The sequence below is a fragment of the Celeribacter baekdonensis genome, from assembly GCF_003047105.1.
Lineage (GTDB): Bacteria > Pseudomonadota > Alphaproteobacteria > Rhodobacterales > Rhodobacteraceae > Celeribacter > Celeribacter baekdonensis_B.
Map to the genome: position 1 here is coordinate 1,434,116 of NZ_CP028475.1, position 18,656 is coordinate 1,452,771.

Annotated in this window: 17 protein-coding genes; 9 read left to right on the forward strand and 8 right to left on the reverse strand. The window is 58.7% G+C overall.

Features of this window, described 5'->3' with window-relative positions; all coding sequences use genetic code 11:
* The first annotated feature begins 2 nt into the window (after window positions 1-2).
* The 6 genes from DA792_RS10535 to DA792_RS10560 are packed head-to-tail and all read left to right on the forward strand — an operon-like array spanning window position 3 to window position 5,653.
* Window positions 3-1,298, forward strand: coding sequence for a cytosine deaminase (locus tag DA792_RS10535; protein WP_107719909.1), 1,296 nt, complete (start codon window positions 3-5; stop codon window positions 1,296-1,298).
* Window positions 1,291-2,706, forward strand: coding sequence for an FAD-binding oxidoreductase (locus DA792_RS10540; protein ID WP_107719910.1), 1,416 nt, complete (start codon window positions 1,291-1,293; stop codon window positions 2,704-2,706). Before DA792_RS10535 ends, DA792_RS10540 begins: the two co-directional genes overlap by 8 nt.
* Entirely contained in the window at window positions 2,703-3,308 is a 606-nt protein-coding gene (locus DA792_RS10545; RefSeq protein WP_107719911.1) for an NAD(P)H-dependent oxidoreductase, read from the forward strand. The genes DA792_RS10540 and DA792_RS10545 overlap by 4 nt, the downstream gene beginning before the upstream one ends.
* Entirely contained in the window at window positions 3,309-3,926 is a 618-nt protein-coding gene (locus DA792_RS10550; RefSeq protein WP_107719912.1) for an NAD(P)H-dependent oxidoreductase, read from the forward strand.
* Window positions 3,927-4,853 (forward strand): isopenicillin N synthase family dioxygenase, encoded by a 927-nt coding sequence (locus tag DA792_RS10555; protein ID WP_107719913.1) that lies wholly within the window; start codon window positions 3,927-3,929, stop codon window positions 4,851-4,853. It abuts the gene before it with no gap.
* Complete coding sequence (locus DA792_RS10560) at window positions 4,850-5,653, forward strand: creatininase family protein (protein ID WP_107719914.1); 804 nt, start codon at window positions 4,850-4,852, stop codon at window positions 5,651-5,653. The genes DA792_RS10555 and DA792_RS10560 overlap by 4 nt, the downstream gene beginning before the upstream one ends.
* A 554-nt stretch (window positions 5,654-6,207) precedes the next feature.
* On the opposite strand, the gene DA792_RS10570 is transcribed toward DA792_RS10560, so the two are convergent.
* From DA792_RS10570 to DA792_RS10585, 4 genes are all read right to left on the reverse strand, one after another.
* Window positions 6,208-7,398, reverse strand: a complete 1,191-nt coding sequence (locus tag DA792_RS10570; protein WP_107719916.1) for an ABC transporter permease — start codon at window positions 7,396-7,398, stop codon at window positions 6,208-6,210.
* Window positions 7,395-8,318, reverse strand: coding sequence for an ABC transporter permease (locus DA792_RS10575; protein WP_107719917.1), 924 nt, complete (start codon window positions 8,316-8,318; stop codon window positions 7,395-7,397). Before DA792_RS10575 ends, DA792_RS10570 begins: the two co-directional genes overlap by 4 nt.
* Complete coding sequence (locus DA792_RS10580; protein ID WP_107719918.1) at window positions 8,315-9,430, reverse strand: ABC transporter ATP-binding protein; 1,116 nt, start codon at window positions 9,428-9,430, stop codon at window positions 8,315-8,317. The genes DA792_RS10575 and DA792_RS10580 overlap by 4 nt, the downstream gene beginning before the upstream one ends.
* A gap of 78 nt (window positions 9,431-9,508) precedes the next feature.
* Window positions 9,509-10,654 carry an extracellular solute-binding protein gene (locus DA792_RS10585; RefSeq protein WP_107719919.1) on the reverse strand — a complete coding sequence of 382 codons (1,146 nt, stop codon included), beginning with the start codon at window positions 10,652-10,654 and terminating at the stop codon, window positions 9,509-9,511.
* 328 nt (window positions 10,655-10,982) lie between these two features.
* On the opposite strand from DA792_RS10585, the gene DA792_RS22435 reads away from it, so the two are divergent.
* On the forward strand, window positions 10,983-11,807 hold the full coding sequence (locus DA792_RS22435; protein WP_199908157.1) for a GntR family transcriptional regulator: 825 nt from the start codon (window positions 10,983-10,985) through the stop codon (window positions 11,805-11,807).
* Between the two features lie 8 nt (window positions 11,808-11,815).
* A complete protein-coding gene (locus tag DA792_RS22440) occupies window positions 11,816-12,457 on the forward strand; it encodes a PLP-dependent aminotransferase family protein (protein WP_254679676.1) in 642 nt (213 codons plus the stop codon).
* Here the strand turns inward: DA792_RS22440 and DA792_RS10595 are convergent.
* Window positions 12,454-13,944: an aldehyde dehydrogenase family protein gene (locus tag DA792_RS10595; protein ID WP_107719920.1), complete on the reverse strand. Its 1,491-nt coding sequence runs from the start codon at window positions 13,942-13,944 to the stop codon at window positions 12,454-12,456. The genes DA792_RS22440 and DA792_RS10595 overlap by 4 nt on opposite strands.
* Window positions 13,945-14,110: 166 nt before the next feature.
* On the opposite strand from DA792_RS10595, the gene DA792_RS10600 reads away from it, so the two are divergent.
* On the forward strand, window positions 14,111-15,484 hold the full coding sequence (locus tag DA792_RS10600; RefSeq protein ID WP_107719921.1) for an aminotransferase family protein: 1,374 nt from the start codon (window positions 14,111-14,113) through the stop codon (window positions 15,482-15,484).
* Window positions 15,485-15,516: 32 nt separating this feature from the next.
* Here the strand turns inward: DA792_RS10600 and eutC are convergent, their stop codons facing one another.
* The 3 genes from eutC to DA792_RS10615 form a co-directional block, all read right to left on the reverse strand.
* Window positions 15,517-16,281, reverse strand: a complete 765-nt coding sequence (gene eutC / locus DA792_RS10605; RefSeq protein WP_107719922.1) for an ethanolamine ammonia-lyase subunit EutC — start codon at window positions 16,279-16,281, stop codon at window positions 15,517-15,519.
* The gene (locus DA792_RS10610) at window positions 16,278-17,660 is read right to left on the reverse strand and encodes an ethanolamine ammonia-lyase subunit EutB (protein ID WP_107719923.1); all 1,383 of its coding nucleotides are present in this window, start codon (window positions 17,658-17,660) and stop codon (window positions 16,278-16,280) included. Before DA792_RS10610 ends, eutC begins: the two co-directional genes overlap by 4 nt.
* Before the next feature lie 162 nt (window positions 17,661-17,822).
* Complete coding sequence (locus tag DA792_RS10615; RefSeq protein ID WP_159075245.1) at window positions 17,823-18,494, reverse strand: TetR/AcrR family transcriptional regulator; 672 nt, start codon at window positions 18,492-18,494, stop codon at window positions 17,823-17,825.
* Window positions 18,495-18,656: the final 162 nt, after the last annotated feature.

The following is an 18,656-nucleotide window of genomic DNA, read 5'->3' on the forward strand; positions in this document are numbered from 1 at the left end:
GAATGAGCTTTTGCGTTCTGCCCAGCGGCGCGAAGATACTTGAAAACGTCACCCTCCCGGCCTGCCTGATGGGCCTTGAGGGGGATCTTATCCAAACCAACCTGACCCTTGCAGATGGCAAGATCACATCAACGGACGCTGGAGCTTCAGCCGAAACTGTGATCCCCAGATTTGATATGAAAGGCGCAATGGTCTTTGCGTGTTTTGTCGATATGCACACGCATTTGGACAAGGGACACATCTGGCCACGGGCCGCGAACCCGGATGGATCGTTTATGGGCGCGCTCAACACCGTGCGCGCAGATCATGCCAATTGGACGGCCGAGGATGTTGAAGCGCGGATGGAGTTTTCTCTGCGTTGCGCCTATGCCCATGGCACCAAGGCGATCCGCACCCATATCGACAGCTTGGACAATCTCGCGGCCTCTTCCTTTGGTGTGATTGCCAAACTGCAAGACAGATGGCGCGGCAAGATTGCGCTTCAGGCCTCCTGTCTGGTCGCTATTGACCGGGTGTTCAAAGAGCAGGGCGATTTCCCCGCGATTGCCAAAATCGTCGCAGAGGGCGGCCATACACTTGGGTCCGTGACCTATCCGGTGCCCGATCTCAAAGAGCGGCTGTTGGATTTCTTTCACTTCGCCATGCTCTATGATCTGGACGTCGATTTTCACGTCGATGAAACCGATGATCCCAGCTCTGACACCCTGCGCACCATCGCCGAAACTGTCTTGGAACTGGGCTTTAAAAACACCGTCACCGTGGGCCATTGCTGTTCGATCTCGGTGATGCCGGACGAAACGGCGGATGAAATCATCACGCTGGTGGCCAAGGCCGGGCTGAATGTCGTGTCGCTTCCGATGTGCAACATGTACCTGCAAGACCGCACTCCCGGTCGCACACCACGGTGGCGCGGGGTGACCATGGCGCATGAGCTGAAAGCGGCGGGGGTGAATGTGTCCTTTGCGTCTGACAACACCCGCGATCCGTTTTACGCCTATGGCGATCTCGACATGATCGAGGTCATGCGCGAAGCCACGCGGATTTGCCATTTGGACCACGGTCGCACCGATTGGACCGAGGCCTTCGTCACCAACCCGGCGCGGGCCTGTGGCTTTGACGCCCCCTCTTTGACCATCGGCGCCCCTGCCGATCTGGTCCTGTGCAACGCACGAAACTGGACCGAGCTTTTCGCCCGTCCGCAGGCCGACCGCGTGGTGTTAAGGGGCGGAGACCCCATTGACCGCAGCCTGCCGTCCTACAGTGAACTCGATCAAATTGTGAGCAAATCCCATGTCTGACATGACACCCAATATCGCCGCCGCCAAAGCCGCGCTGTCCCATATTGAAATGGACGAAAGCCCCGTCACCATCCGCAACAAATCCCGCGATTTCTTTTGGTATTCGCCGGTTTTGAAAGCGGAAATGGACCATTTGGAGGCCGATTTCGTCGTCAATCCAAAATCCGAAGCCGAGGTGATCGAAGTCCTCAAGGTCTGTTATGCCCATGACGTCCCCGTCACCATGCGCGGCGGCGGCACTGGCAACTACGGCCAAGCCATGCCTTTGGCGGGTGGCTGTGTCATGCACATCACCGGCATGAATAAGATCAAGGAAATCGGCCAGGGCTACGTCGTCGCCGAACCCGGCATCATCATCAAAGAACTCGATGCCGAATTGAAAGAGAAATCCGGTCAGGAATTGCGCATGTTCCCCTCGACCTATTCCCAAGCCTCGCTTGGCGGCTTTGTTGCCGGCGGCTCTGGCGGGGTTGGATCGGCCAATTGGGGCGCGCTGCGCGATCTGGGCAACATCAACCGCTTGCGCATTGTGACCATGGAGGCCGAGCCGCGGGTGTTGGAGTTCACCGGCGAAGAATTGCACCGGGTCAGCCACGCTTACGGCACCAACGGCATCATCACCGAACTCGAAATGCCGCTCGCGCCCGCCTATGAGTGGGTCGAGATGTTCGTGCGCTTTGACACCTTCCGCGCGGCCACAGAATTTGCCGGGGCATTGACCAAAGAGCCGGGCATCCTGATCAAACTCGCCTCTGTCTACGGCGCACCGATTGCGCATAAATATTTCCAGCGCGTCAAAGCCCATGTCACCGAGGGTGATCACCTCTGTGGCCTGATGGTCGCGCCGCAGTCTATGGACGGGTTCCTGACACTCCTCGCCCGCTTTGACGAAGGCGAAGTGATTTACCGCTCCGACGATGTGGTTTGGGACCGTCACCCCGGCCCGATCTATGAATATGGCTGGAACCACACCACGTTGCGGGCGCTGAAGTTCGAGAAAGACCTGACCTATCTCCAGGTCCGCTATGGCGGCGATGTGGACAAGGTCATGGCCGCCGCTGAGGCCTTCGAAGACAAGCTCTATATGCACCTCGAAGTGATGCGCGAGGGCGCGGGGATTTCATACGCGGGCCTGCCCATCGTGCAACCGATGAGCAAGGCGGAACTGGATCAACTGGTCGCCGATCACGAGGCGATGGGATGTATGATTTTCAACCCGCATCGCTACACATTGGAAGAAGGTGGACGGCAATCCGCGGACCAACGTCAACTTGATTTCAAACGCGAAGCCGACCCCAAAGGCCTGTTGAACCCCGGCAAGATGATCACATGGGACGAACCAGATTTCGACTATTCGGACATGTATTCCTACAAAGGCATCCGCCCGAAACCGGAGGCGGCGGAATGACCCAGCCCCGCACCGCCTCCAAAGGCCGTGTGCTCGTGCTCTACGCCCATCCCTGCCCCGAAAGCTTTAACGCGGCGGTGCATGAGGTGGTCGTCGACACGCTGAGCACATCCGGCTGGGAGGTCGATGATTGCGACCTCAACGCCGAAGGCTTTTTCCCGGTGCTCACCGAACTCGAACGCCGCGGCTACCATGACGAGCCCGAAAACATCGCACCGGTCAAAGACTATGTCGCCCGCGTCAAAGCCGCCGATGCTTTGGTCATGGTGTTTCCGGTGTGGAATTTCGGCTATCCGGCGATCCTCAAAGGCTTTTTGGACCGGGTGTTTTTGCCGGGGATTTCGTTCAAACTGATCGACGGCAAAGTGCGCCCCGGCCTGACCAATATCAAAAAGCTCTACGCCTGCACCACCTACGGCGGCACCCGCTGGCGCGCGATCCAGAACGCCGATCCACCCCGCAAATGCGTCACCCGCGCGGTCTGGTACGCCTGCGGGATGCCGAAAAAGAAATACATCGGCCTTTATGACATGAACCGCAACACCGCGCCAAAACTCAAAACCCATCTGGAGCGGATCCGCCGCGAGATGGAGGCCTTTTGAATGCGCGCGCTTGTTGTCTATTGCCACCCGCGCGAGACCTCGTTCAATCGTGGCATTCGCGATCTTGTCCTCGCGCGGCTCAGTGCCGCCGGGGCCGAGGTGCGCCTGCGCGATCTCTACGCCGAGGGGTTCGATCCGGTGATGTCGGCCTATGATCACGAGACCTATGAGAGCGTGCCGGAGAACCGCAGATTGGTCCAACGCGATTGCACGGACCTTGAATGGTGCGACACGTTGATCTTTGTCTATCCGACCTGGTGGTATGGTTTGCCTGCGATGCTCAAGGGCTGGCTGGACCGTGCCTTGGTGCCCGATGTGGCCTTTATCATGCCGAAATCCGAAGGCGAGGACATCAAACCCGGCCTCACCCATATCACCAAACTGGGCGTGTTCACCACCTGCGGTGCCTCCCGTTGGCTCACCTTTCTGGTTGGCGCACCGGGCAAGCGCACGTTGATGCGAGGCCTTCGGATCATCTTGGCAAAACGCTGTAAAACTGCCTTTGCCGCGCATTTCCTGATGGACAGTTCCACGCCTGAAAGCCGCGCCAAACACCTGAACCGGTTGCAAAAGCGGCTTGATAAATTGATCTCCGCCCCAGCCCCAAAGGAGGGTTAAATGGATATTCCCGTACTGGATTGGCAACGCTTTGCCTCGGGTAAAGATGGTGACGGCTTCGTGCGCGATCTGGGCCGCGCCTGTCGTGAAACCGGGTTCTTTTTGATCACCGGCCACGGCATTGCCGAAGACCTCATCACCGATGTCTTTGCCAAAAGCGACGCGTTTTTTGCCCGTCCCATGGCCGAAAAAGCCAAGGTCGACATTCGCAACAACCCGCACAATCGCGGCTGGGCCTGTGAAGGCTCTGAGGCTTTGGATGAAACTTCCGGCCAAATGGACCGCAAAGAGGCGTTCAATGTCGGGCTTGATCTGGCCGCAGACGACCCCCGTGTTCTCAATGGCGAGCCTTTCCGGGGCGTCAATGTCTGGCCCGAGGTCGAGGGGTTTCGCGACACGATGCTGGCCTATTACGCGGCTGTGCACCGCTTGGCGGTCGCGCTTCATGGTGCCTTTGAACGCGATCTTGGCCTGCCCGACGGGTTCTTTGCCCCACATTTCGACGCCCCCTTAGCAACCCTGCGCGTGCTCTCCTATCCGGCCTCCCCGGATGGGGTGGGCATTGGCGCGGGCGCGCATACCGATTACGGCTCTGTCACGATGTTGATGACCGATGGCGTCGGCGGGTTACAGGTCAAACCGCGCGGTCAGGATTGGATTGATGCACCGCATGTGCCCGGCGCGTTCGTGGTCAATATCGGTGACTGTTTGATGCGGTGGAGCAATGACATCTATGTCTCCACCCCACATCGGGTGTTGCCGCCCAAAACCGCCCGCCGCTCCATCGCCTTTTTCCTCGACCCGAACCCGGACAGCGTGATCACCGCCCTGCCCGGCACCGGCGAGGCCAAATACGCCGCCATAACCGGTGCCGATTATCTGCGCTCGCGCCTGGACGCCACCTATACCCAAAAGGACATCAAATGAGCCGTCTTGCAGAAAAAAGATACGACTGGGCCGAGTTCCGCACCACGGAATTTGCCGACATGGACCCGGAAAAAACCATCGTCATCCTGCCCACCGCCGCCGTGGAACAACACGGGCCGCACCTGCCTGTGGGTGTCGATCAATACATCAACGAAGGCATGCTCGCCCATCTGCGCGCCACCTGCCCCGAGGACATCAACATTCTGATCTTGCCGGTGCAAGCCATCGGCAAATCCAACGAGCATATCCACGCCAAAGGCACGCTGACCTATACGGCCAAAACCGCGCTTGATGCCTGGACCGAGATCGGGCTGTCGGTGGCGCGTGCGGGCCTGAAAAAAATGGTGATCGTCAATTCCCACGGCGGCAATTTGGACCTGATCTCGATCTTGGGCCGCGAGTTGCGGGTGCAGGCCGGGATGATGGTGGTGAAATGCCAATGGGGCAATTTTGGCAAGCCCGAGGGCCTGTATTCGGCGCAGGAAAGCACCTACGGCATTCATGGCGGCGACTTGGAGACCTCCCTGATGCTGCATTTCAAACCGCATCTTGTGGACATGTCCAAAGCCGAAGATTTCCGTTCCACCGCCGAAACCGCGCCAATCTCACCGATCGGTCCGGTGAACCTCGCGTGGGTGTCGAAAGACCTGAACCCCAAAGGTACGGTCGGCGAAGCGCATTTGGCCACGGCTGAAAAAGGTGCCGCCACCTGCGCACATCAAGTGGCAGGGTTTGTTGAGATGCTCAAGGCGTTTCACGACCTGTCCTCTGAGGGATACGCACGCACGATACCGGAGTAAGCCTGCGGGTGAGTTGCGATGACAAAGGGGGCCGATTGGTTCCCTTTTTGTGAGGCTGTGATGACGCGAAGGGCGGGTTTAAGCCCTTCGTTGACATACCCTGAAGGCCCAAATATGCTTTTTTCAGGCAAAGAGAACTGATGAATTTGTCTCGCTTGCATACCGATAGAAAGAAATAAAAATAACCACCGAACAACCTGTTGCACACTGGCGCATTATGTTGGCAGCAATCTTGGACTTTCTGACTGCATTCTTTGTCTTAGGGTTTGTTATTGCGTCACTATTTGGTGGAATGACTGAAAGTGGCTTTCAAATTAGTGGGTTGCCCACACTCCTACTATTTGGCCTAATATTTGCTTATTTTTGGGCCGGTAAAAGATATTTTGGTGGAACGCTTTGGAAGCGCATTCTGAAGCTCCGGTAAAGCTGCATCACGACCATACCTTCAAGTTTGGAACGGTAGCTTTGTCCTAAAAGCTGGCCCCCACCGAAAAAGACCCCCGAATTCCCCTTCGGGAGCCTTATCTTTTCCTAAATCAGCCCGCTTCCAAACCTCACTCGCTCGGCGCGGGCGGTGCGATGCCGCCGAAGGCTCCGCCAAATCCGCCTTGGGGTTTGGGCGCTGGAGTGGCAGGTGCCGCCCCGCCCAAACCACCAAATGCCCCACCAAACCCGCCTTCGGGTTTCGGTACGGTGATGCCCTGCTCCGCCTCTTGCGCCTCGATTTTGGCCTTTTGCGCGGCGCGCAGTTCGGCTTGGCGGTCGAGTTTGTCTTGCAAAATGGCCGCCTCACAGACCGAGCTGTCGTGTTTGGAGCCGATATAGGACACCGTCACCACAATCGCCACGAGGATCGCGAACACCACGCCCGGATGGGTCAACGCGCGCGTCACCGGGTTTGCGTAAAGCGGCGAACGCGACGCCTTGCCGCCCAGTTCCGCCTCTTTGCGCCGTTGCACCGCCTCGTTGGTCAAGGCCCCGACCAGCGTGATGGTGATGATGATCACGGCCAAAGCGGAGAGCGACGGATCGGTGCCATGACGCACCTTTGAGGCCAGAGCTGTGGTGAATGTGCTTTCCGAGAGGACGGTGAACACCGTGGTGTTGTAATTCTCAAACGAGGCCAGAAGCGTGATGAAGGCCGCCGAGCCAATCGCCGGGGCCATAAAGGGCAAGAGGATTTTGCGAAACGCCTGACCGGGGGTGGCGCCAAGGTCCAAAGCCGCCTCGGTTTGGGTGGCATCAAAGCGTTGCAACCGGGCAATGAACACCAACATCGCATAGGCGGAGACAAAGGTGATCTGGCCCACAATGGTCAGGAAATAACCGTTGTAAATCCCGGCTTGGACCGCTCCGCCGAGCCCACGGGACATCTGGCCCCAAAGCACGATGGTCGAAATGCCCAAGACCACGCCGGGGATCAGGATCGGCAGGATCAACACGGTATAAAGCGTCGCGCGCAATTTCGAGGGCAGCTCTGACAAAGCCAAAGCGCCCGCAAGCCCGATCGGCACCGCCAGCGCGACCACCCCCACGCCGATGATCACCGAATTGAGCAGCCCGTCCATCAACCGCGCATTGCCAAACAGTTCGGCAAACCAGCCGGTGGTGAAACATTCCCATGGCACCACGCGGGGGAATTTCGACGAGTTGAAGGCGGTGATCACCATGATGATCAGCGGACCAAACAAAAAGGAGAAAAACGCGATGGCGTAAGCGCCACCAAAAACAACCGCCCGGCTCATTTTCCGATCTCCCCAACAGAGACCTTAAACACCCGCATCATCAACAAAACAAAAGAGATACAGGTCAAAAGCAACACCACCGCATAGGCCGAGCCGCGCGGCCAGTTGGAGCTTTCATTGAACCATTGGTAGATGACTTGGGTGAACCACAGGTTTGATGGCCCGCCCAGGATTTGCGGTGCGGCCAAGGCCCCGGCGGTGAGCATAAACACCATGGTCGCCCCCGACACGATGCCCGGTTTGGCAATCGGCAACACCACCCGCCAATGCACCCGCCAGAGCGGTGCGCCCATGTCGCGGGCGGCTTCGACTTGGGTGTGATCGAGCGCCTCGATGGCATTGTACATCGGGAAAATCATCAGCAAGATATAGGCATAAGACAGGCCAAAATAGAGCGCGACATCGGCACGGATGAAATCCACTGGCACGTCCCAAAGCCCCATCTGCATCCCCACCGTATTGACCACGCCGGTGGCCCCAAACAGCACGCGAAAGGCAAAAGCGCGCAGGATTTCATTGATCCAATACGGGATGATCAAGCCGATCACCATCAACCGCGCCGCCACGCCTTTGGCCCCATGGGCAAGGATATAGGCGATGGGATAACAGATGATCACATCAATGAACGTGACGATGGCGGCGGCCAAGAGCGTGCGACCCAAAATGACCAAATCCAACCTGTTGAGCGACCCATCCGCGTTGAAGAAAAAGCTGTGGAAATTCTCCAGCGTGTAGTGATCCGCCTCGGTGCCAATCTGATCCGCGGGCAGGTTAAAGCGGAACGAATAATCGAGCATCGACAGTTGCGGCAGGGTGATGAACACCACCACCCAAAGCGTCACAGCGATGGCGACAAACAACGCTGCGCCCATGCCATGCCGATTGGCCAGCGCGCGGTAGGCCTGTGTCAAATGTTTCATGCTTCGCTCGCGATCTGACCCACGGGCAGGATCGTGGCATTCATCGGCGCAAACCCCAGTGACATCGTGTCGCCCGTGCTGCCCACGCTACCCGCCAGGCCCGCATTGACCATGGAGACGCGCAATTCGGTCTCGCCCGCGCGCGCAAACACATGGTTGGTCGCACCTTCAAACTCTTGCCGCGACAGCGTCGCCTGAAAGGCGTTTTCCGCCTTGCCGGGCACCAATTGTTCAGGGCGCACAAACAACAACGCCTCATCGCCGGGCTTATATTTGCGCCCGCCGCCGACGCGGGCCTCAAAGGTGCCCATCGGGGTTTCCAGCGCCGCCATGCCTTCAGACTGTCTCTGAACAACACCTTTCAAGGCATTGTTTTCCCCAACGAAAGAGGCCACGAATGAGGAGCGAGGGCGATTGTAAATCTGATCCGGCGCACCGACCTGTTCGATCACGCCCTTGCTCATCACCGCCACCCGATCCGACATGGTCAAGGCCTCGCCCTGATCGTGGGTGATGTAGATAAAGGTCACGCCGACCTGTTGCTGGATGGCGCGCAGCTCGGTGCGCATATGTTGGCGCAGCTTGAGATCAAGCGCCGAAAGCGGTTCGTCCAACAGCAAAATATCCGGCTCCACCGCCAAAGCGCGGGCAATCGCCACGCGCTGTTTTTGCCCGCCAGAGAGTTCCGAGACCTTCTTGTCGCCAATCCCCGGAAGCGCAATCATATCAAGCAGCTCTTCGGCTTTCCTACGGCGCTGCTTTTTACTCACCCCGCGCACTTCCAACGGAAACGCGATATTGTCGGCCACAGACATCAGTGGAAACAACGCCAGATGTTGAAAGATCAACGCGGTCGGACGCTTGTTCGGCCCCACACCTTTCATGTCTTTCGCGCCGATCAAAACCCGGCCTTCGGTGGGGTCGGAAAACCCCGAAATACAGCGCAACAGCGTGGTTTTGCCACAGCCGGAGGGACCGAGAAAGGAAAAGAATTCGCCGGAATTGATTTTGAGATTGGCGTTATCGACAGCGGTGAAATTGCCAAAACGGATGGAGACGTGATCAAGCAGAACGGAGCGGTCTGGGGAATTGGCTGGGGAGGAATCTGGCATGGTATCGCCTTGTTATGGTGGGTCGTCAAAATGAAAGCCGCCCCACGCCAAAAGGCACAGAGCGGCCCGTGACCCAAATCAGGCCGAGAGGAATTTGTTGGTGTATTCAGTGCGCATTTCCGAATACCAAGGGGCCTCTGCTGGCCATGCGTTCAAATTCGCCAAGGCGTCGCCCGGATAGGCATCGGCAAAGTTTTTGGCGTAAATGTCGCCACCAAAGGCATCCGCCCCCAAAACCGGCGAATTGTAGCCGTGGGTTTTGATCGCCTCACCCGCCCATTCCGGGTTATAACAGGCGTCAATAAAGGCGTAGGCTTGGTCAATATTGGTCGCACCCGTCGGCATCGCCATCCCGTCAACCCAGGCCATCGCACCCTCAATCGGCGCGCGGTACATCACCGGCTCACCTTCGTTTTTCAACGCAATCGGCGGGCCATCCCAAGTTTGACCCACAATGACACCTTCGTTCAAAAGACCGTTCTTTTGGGTGTCGGAATCGTTCCAAATCAGCTTGATATTGCCCTTCTTTTCAAGCGCATGGGCCAGAACAACATCCCACACTTCGGTCATCTTCTCAGGCGTCGTATACGCCGCCCACATCGACCCCGGCTCCATCAGGCCAAGGCGCTCCATGCCCAGACCAAGCCCCAACATCATCGAATGCCCCCGGCCCATGGTTTTGCCCGCATTCGCATCATCCCAGATGTCGTAATAGGACGGAAATTCGCCCGCGGGCGTGAATTGATCGGTGCGCCACGCCACCCCTTCGGTGCCCCAGATATGCGGCACCCAGAACGTGCCTTTGCCCTCAAAATTCCAATGTTTTTCGCCCAGAGCCATCGCCGGATTGACTTTGTCGATGGCGACTTTGGTCATGTCAAACGGCTGCAACAGGCCCAGTTCGGCCCACAACAAGTTGCGGTTCACAGTCGGTGAGACGATGTCAAACCCCTCACCGCCGGTGGCTTTGAGTTTGTTGATGATTTCATCGTTGGAACCGATGCCGGTGAAGTTGAGCTTGATGCCCGTCGAGCCCTCAAAAGCGGTCACAAAGCTTTCCGGCAAATAGTCGGACCACATCATCACGTTGATTTCACCCGAGGAGGCAAGCGCGGAACGGCTGACCAGCGCAGGTGCCGCCAGACCGCCCAGCACTGCGGCGGAGCCTTTGAGGAAACCGCGTCGCGCGACGCCTTCGGATGTGTTAAAATTGGGTGTCTTCATGTCACTCCCCGTGAACTTGGTTGGCTGGCTCGCCGCGCTTTTGCGCCATGTTAAAGGGTCATTTGGTCGAGCCACGGCGCGGGATCATCCCCTTACCGCTCATAAGAAAAGCCTAGGGGTCGCCCCTCTGGCGCATTTAGAGCCAGATTGTGTAAATTATGGGTCCAGAGCGCGTTTCGCCCCTGTACCTCGCCGCGATGCTCAATAGAGTGGCGCTATTGGGGTGACCCTGCCCAGCTTGCGGGCGGAGCGATGATCCCTCTCGCCAAACACAGCGGCGGTAAAACAGACGTGGTGAAAGAGACAATGAAAGAAACGGTGCGCCCTCATGTTGGAACGCTATTTTACCCCCGCCTTTGATCAAAGCGCCTCACTGCAACATCAGATCCAAGAGCGGCTCATTCAGGCGATTTTGGACGGCGCACTTTCGCCCGTCGATCCGTTGCCCTCCTCGCGCAGTTTTGCCAAAGCCATCGGCGTGTCACGCAACACCATTTCCATCGTCTATGAGCGGCTGAACCAAGACGGGTTCATCACCGCCAAAGCTCGACGCGGCTATTTTATCGACGAAAATCTCGTGCGCGAAAAACTCAATGTGACCCCACCGCGCCGCTCGCAAGAGCGCGCCGTGCCCCCCGATTTCAACCTCGCCTATGCCCGGCGCTACACCACCCAACCCAACATCGCCAAACGCAGCGACTGGCGCACATTCCCCTACCCGTTCGTTTATGGTCAGGTCGGGCGCGATGAGACCTCGGTGGCGCGCTGGCGCGATTGTTTGCGCCGGGCGGGCACGTCGCGCCATGTCGGCACCTGGGCCGATGATCTGGTCGACAGTGACGATCCGCTACTTTTGGAACAGATCGCGCGGCGCGTGCTACCCCAGCGCGGCTTTCGCGCCGATCCCGACGAGATGTTGATCACGGTGGGGGCGCAAAACGCACTATGGATGGTGGCGGAATTGTTTGCCGATGCCAGCAAAGAGATCCATATCGAAGACCCGGTCTATGTCGATGCCCGCAATATTTTCGCCGCCCATGGTGCACGGATTGTGCCCACGCCGGTGGATCGTAAGGGGTTGAAACCCGGTCCAGAATTGGCGAACGCCGATATGGTCTACGTCACGCCGGGCATCAATCCCCGACCAATGTGACCATGCCGATGGAACGGCGTTTGGCCTTGATCGAAGCGGCCTCCAACCATGATTTCCTCATCCTTGAGGACGATTACGAACATGAGCTGAACTTTTTGGGCGCTCAACATCCGACCTTGAAGGCGCTTGATCCCTGCGGGCGGGTGATCCATGTCGGCTCGCTCACCAAACCGCTGTTTCCCGGCATCCGCCTTGGCTTTATCGCCGCCGATCGCGCGGTGATCAAGGAGCTGCGCGCGCTCAGGCGGTTGATGTACCGCCACCCCTCGGCTCTGGCGCAACGCGCGATGGCGCTGTTTCTTGCGGAAGGCCATTATGACGCCCATATCCGCCGCCACCGCCGCGCCATGTCGGAAAAATGGCACATGATGCTGCGCGAGATTGACCGGCAATTGCCCGACTGTCAGGCGACGGCAACCACCGGCGGGTCCGGCATCTGGATGGCCCTGCCCGAGGGCATGGACGCAGGCGATGTGTTCACCGCCGCCGAAGCGCGCGGGGTTTTGGTGGAAAACGGCACGCTGCATTACCTGCGCCCCAACCCGCCACGCAATCAATTGCGACTGGGGTTTGGGGCGATTGATCTGGCCAAAATCGCGCCGGGAATTGGCGAATTGAAACGGGCGATTGACGCGGTGCGTTCGGCCTAATCGAAACTCATCACGATGGTTTTCGAACGGGTAAAATGCGCGAGCATCGCCTCCAAAGACGCCTCTTTGCCCAAACCCGACCGCCCAAACCCGCCGTAGGACACGTTGGGCTGGATCGTCAGGTTTTGGTTGACCTGCACATAGCCCGCGTTGAGCCGCGCGGTCGCATCCAAGGCCATCGACAGGCTTTGGGTCCACACGGTCGCGGCCAAACCATAACGGCTGTCGTTGGCCCGCGCGATCACGTCCTCATAGTCGGACCATGTTTGGATCACCGCCACGGGGCCAAAGATTTCATTTTGCACACAGGGGTGATCTTCGGCCAGACCGAGCAACAACGTCGGTCGGGCAAAGAGATCGGGCGACAGGCCCGCGCCTTCTGGCATTTTGCCACAGCGGACAATTTTCGCGCCCGGCGCGGCCTCGGCCATGGCGACATAGTCCGCCACCACCTTGGCCTGTTTGGCGTTGATGATCGTGCCGATGTCGGTGGCCTCATCCAAGGGATCGCCAATCACCAGCGCGTCCAATTTGGCGGTCAACGCGGTGAGGAAGGCCTCATACAGGCTGTCATGGACATATATCCGCGACGAGGCCGTACAGCTTTGGCCCTGACGGGTGAACCGCATACCAGAAATCGCCCCCGCCACGGCTTTGCTCAGATCGGCATCGGCGCAGATGATCATCGGGCTTTTGCCGCCCAATTCCAAGGACGCGGGCACGATCCGTTCGGCGGCGGCTTTGTAGACGGTTTCCCCCACGGCCTCAGAGCCGGTAAAGGTGATTTTCGCCACATCCGGGTGCGCGGTCAGCGCCGCGCCACAATCCGGCCCCGTGCCGTTGATCACATTCAACACGCCAGCAGGCAGGTGGTCCATCACGATTTCAGCCGCCAAATAGGTGGCAAAGGGCGCTTCTTCGGAGGCCTTCACCACCACCGTGTTGCCCGCCACCAAAGCCGGCGCAATTTTGAGCATCATCAAAACAAGCGGCACGTTCCACGGCACAATCGCCGCGACAACACCCAATGGCTCGCGCACCGTCATCGTCAACATACGCGGGTTGAACGGGATGGTTTCGCCTTTGAGTTCCGAGCCCAGCCCGCCGTAAAATTCCATAATGTCAGCACAGACCGCGACCTCGCCCCGGCATTCGGTGCGAATGGCCTTGCCGGTCTCGCGCGCCAAGACCTGCGCCACCAATTCGGCGTGTTCGGCCAAGGCCCGCCCGGCGGCCGCGACCCGTTTGCCGCGCTCGCGCGCGGGCATCGCGGCCCATACGGCCCCGGCGGCTTTGGCGGCCTCAACGGCGGCGTTCGTCTCGGGGGCTTTCGAGGCTGCGGCCTGCCCCAAAACCGCACCCGTGGCCGGGTTCAACACGTCCAGTCCCACCGCCACAGGCACGCGTTCGCCGCCCACAAGATTGAGGCTGCGATAGGCCGCGAAGACGGCGGAGGCGTCGGGGAATGTGGATGCAATGTTGGTCATCCCTCATCCATTGCTGGAAAAATCAGGCCCGGACAGAGCCAGCCAAATGATTCAATGGGTCCAGATTGGCTTCTGCCTTGATCTGGACCGCCAAATCGTTTCCGCTGGCCGCATGCACCGCCTCAAAAGGTCGGTTTGACCCCCTATTTGGCCACGGAGTTCCCAAATGTATGACAATGATCTCTCTGCCGTCGTCAGCGCCGATCGCGCTCATGTGTGGCACCATATGTTCCAACACCAACTGCTCGAGAGCCGCGATCCGCGGATCATCGTCGAGGGCAAGGGCATGTTGGTTTGGGATCAGAATGGCCGCGAATTTTTGGACGCGGTGTCGGGCGGCGTGTGGACCGTCAACGTCGGCTACGGGCGTGAACGGATCGCCAACGCAGTGCGCGATCAGTTGATCAAAATGAACTATTTCGCGGGGTCTGCCGGGTCCATTCCGGCGGCGACATTTGCCGAAAAACTCACCGAGAAAACCCCCGGTCTGAGCCGCGTGTATTACTGTAACTCCGGCTCGGAAGCCAATGAAAAGGCGTTTAAAATGGTGCGCCAGATCGCGCATCAACGCTATGGCGGCAAGAAATCCAAAATCCTCTATCGTGATCGCGATTATCACGGCACCACCATCGCCACGCTGTCGGCCTGTGGCCAACAACAACGCGCCACACATTATGGCCCTTTCGTGCCTGATTTCGTCCAAGTGCCGCATTGCCTTGAGTACCGCAAACAATGGGACGTAGAGAATTATGGCCTGCGCGCCGCTGAGGCGATCGAAGAGGTGATCCTGCGCGAAGGCCCGGACACTGTGGGCGCGCTCTGCCTTGAACCCGTGACCGCAGGCGGTGGCGTGATCACCCCGCCCGAGGGCTATTGGGAAAAGGTCCAGGAGATCTGTCAAAAATACGACATTCTGTTGCACATCGACGAGGTGGTGTGTGGCATGGGCCGGACCGGCGAATGGTTTGGCTATCAGAACTACGGTATCAAACCGGACTTCATCACCGCCGCCAAAGGCGTGGCCTCGGGCTATGCCGCCATCGCGGTGTTGATCACCACGGATGAGGTGTTTTCGATGTTCAAAGATGCCCCCGAAGACCAACTCAACCACTTTCGCGACATCTCTACCTTTGGCGGCTGTACGGCAGGTCCGGCGGCGGCACTTGAAAACATGGCGATCATCGAAGAAGAGGGCTTGCTTGCCAACACCACAGCCATGGGCACGCGCCTGATGGAAGGTTTGGCGATGCTCGAAGACAAGCACCCGTTGATTGGCAACATTCGCGGCAAGGGCTTGTTCTGTGGCGCGGAATTGGTGGCAGATCGCGACACCAAAGAGCCATTGGCCGAAAAGCTGGTGCAGGCGGTTGTGGCCGAGTGCGACAAGCAAGGCGTGATCATCGGCGCGACCATGCGCTCGATCCCCGGCTTCAACAACACGCTGTGTTTCTCGCCAGCGCTGATCTCTGGGCCGTCCGAGATCGACCGGATTTTGGATGCGGTGGACAACGGGTTGACCACAGTTGAGGCGACACTTTAAGTCGACCCCCTACCTGATTGATCTAAAATAAATTATGCCCCGTCAATGCGCGGGGCATTTTCCATTTCAATCTGTCCACTGTCCTCTTTCAAACCTGTGCCCGTGAGGCCCAATGTGAGCGCCGCGCGGGTCAGCCACGCAATTTTTCGCGCCGCCTCATCCGGGCTCATCCCGCCCTTGCCATGGATGTTGGACAGACAATTTCGGTCGCTGTCGCGTCGGCCAACCCGCGGATCAAAGGTCAGATAGGCGCCCAAACTGTCGGCCACGCTCAACCCGGGACGCTCGCCAATCAAGACCACCACAAGCCGCGCCCCCAAGAGATCGCCGATCTCATCGCCAATCGCCACGCGGGCCTGCGCAGCGATGACAACCGGGCCGATCCTCAGCCCCGACAATTTCGGCACACAGGCATGAACCACCGCCGCCGCATGGGTTTGCACAGCCGCCGAGGACAGCCCATCCGCGATGACAAAGGCCACATCACAAGGCGCGCGGGCGTTGAGGTGTTCCGCCTCGCCCACGGCCAATTTGCGCCCCAAATCCGGGCGGCGCAGATAGGTGGCGCGATCCGGTGCGGCAGAGGCGACGCGGATCACCTCGGCCGGAGCCAAATCCCGCACCAACGCCTCAATATCCAACGCCGAATGCACCGCATCGCGGGCGCGGGCATGGGCGTATTGAAAGCTCAGATTGGACTCTGTTGGCAGACCCGCCCCCGTGCGGCCCAACCCGATCCGCGCAACGGTGGCCGCGCGCAGCTTGGCCCATGGATCGGCATTGTCCAGATCACTCATTGCGCCGCCTCCAAAAGCCGCTGTGCGCCCGCACCGCTGTCGATCAAATGGCCGGTCTCCGCGACAATCCCCATCGCCATAAGCCAAGCTTCAAATTCAGGCGCGGCCTTTAGTCCCAAAGAATTGCGCAGATAGGCGATGTCGTGGAACGACAGGCTTTGGTAATTGAGCATGATGTCATCCGCCCCCGGCACGCCGATCAGGAAATGCGCCCGCGCCTCGGCCAGAAGTGTCATCAACACATCCATGTCGTTTTGATCCGCCTCGGAATGATTGGTGTAACAGACGTCACAGCCCATCGGCAGGCCTAAGAGTTTGCCGCAAAAATGATCCTCAAGCCCGGCGCGGATGATCTCTTTGCCATCATACAAATACTCAGGACCGATAAAGCCGACGACCGTGTTCACAATCAACGGATCATAGGCGCGGCAGACCGCATAGGCGCGGGTCTCAAGCGTTTGCTGGTCAAGGCCGTGATGGGCATTGGCGGAGAGCGCCGCCCCCTGCCCGGTTTCGAAATACATCACGTTTTGGCCAACCGTGCCGCGTTTCAGCGACAGGGCCGCCTCATGCGCCTCCGTCAGCATCGACAAGCTCACCCCAAAGCCCTCATTCGCAGCTTGGGTTCCGGCCACCGATTGAAACACCAAATCGACTGGCGCGCCGCGATTGATAATCTCAATCGCATTGGTCACATGGGTGAGAACACAGCTTTGGGTCGGGATGTCATAGCTTTGCCGCAGATCCTCCAACATTTGCAACAGCGCCATGGCGGTTGGAATATTGTCCGTCGCCGGGTTGATCCCGATCACCGCATCACCAACGCCAAAAGACAGCCCGTCGAGCGTCGAGGCAATGATGCCTTTGAGATCATCGGCGGGGTGGTTGGGTTGCAGACGCGAGCCAATGCGGCCCTCAAGGCCCAGAGTGGTGCGAAACGCTGTGACCACGCGGATTTTGCGCGCCACAGCAATCAGATCGCGATTGCGCATCAGTTTTGACACAGCGGCGACCATTTCCGGCATCAATCCCGGCGCGAGTGCCCTGAGCGCGGGAGCATCAGCCACGTCGGACAACAGCCAATCGCGAAACTGACCGACGGTCATGTGAGACACCGGCGCAAAGGCCACCGCATCGTGACTGTCGACAATCAGCCGGGTGACATCGTCGATCTCATAGGGGATCAGCAGGTCGCTCAAAAACAGCTTGAGCGGCAGATCAGCCAGCACCATTTGGGCCGCAACCCGTTCGACATCGCTCTCGGCCATCACCCCCGCCAAAGCATCTCCCGAGCGCGCGGGCGTGGCCTTGGCCATCACGTCCGCCAAAGTCCCAAAGGCGTAAAGCTCGCCTGCCATACTGGTTTGAAAACGGCTCATTCGACCCTCTCACATGCGATCCAGTTAAGACCTAAAATGCGCCGTTGTGAAAGCCCCGTGAAAACCGCCCCCAATCCAATGACCGCGGCGCGCATTTACGTTTGCGCCCTAAAATGAGGCACAGGCGCATAAATTTATCGCCGCCTCTAAGAATCGCCGCCTCTAAGACCTCTGTGTCAGGCAGCCGTTGAGAAAAATCTCAATCGCCGCTTCTCGGCGCAGGGCCATGTCGCCATCAACCGGATAGGTATACTCCGGGTCCAACAGGCTTGGCACCGGGTCCCAAAACGCCATATCCATCAAAATCTCTGCCGCCAGCGCCACCCGATCTGGGGCAATTTGAAGCGCCCCCTCGCGCACCGCCTCCTCCAACTCGTCACGGATATACCCCCGCAAGATGCCACGACCATTCTGGCACATTTCACGCGCCAGATTGGGAAAAACATGCGCCTTGGCAATCAGGGTGCGCAGGAATTCACGCTTGCGGTCTTCACTGACCGGCGGCTTGTTCAGCGTGAGCAAAAGCGACAAACGCTCCTTCAAAGGCTTGGTTTTTTCAACCTCGTTCAAGGGGAGAAAAATCACCTTACCAATCTCGGCCATGCTGCGGCGCAATAGGGCTTCGAGACTGTCGAAATGGGCATAGATCGTGCGCTTTGACATGCCGGTTTCGCACGCAATCGCCGCCATCGTGACCTCGTCCAAGGACGAACTCATCAACAGCGCCTTGGTGACACGCACAATTTCCTCTTCGCGCGCAGCACTGTCCATTTGAACCGGGCGGCCGCGACGACGATGGGGCTCACACGGGGTCACCTCTGTCTCTTTCACCATATCCGCCTTCTCCTCCATACCGTCATCGCCCCCATTTCGCCCACAGCTGTCCTGCATTTGTGCACAGACAGGGCGCCGATCACGAACTTTACAAAACCATCCCGTTTCTTTAATGAAAATTCAAGAGCGACATGCATCTGTATGATAAACGGAGCCATCGCA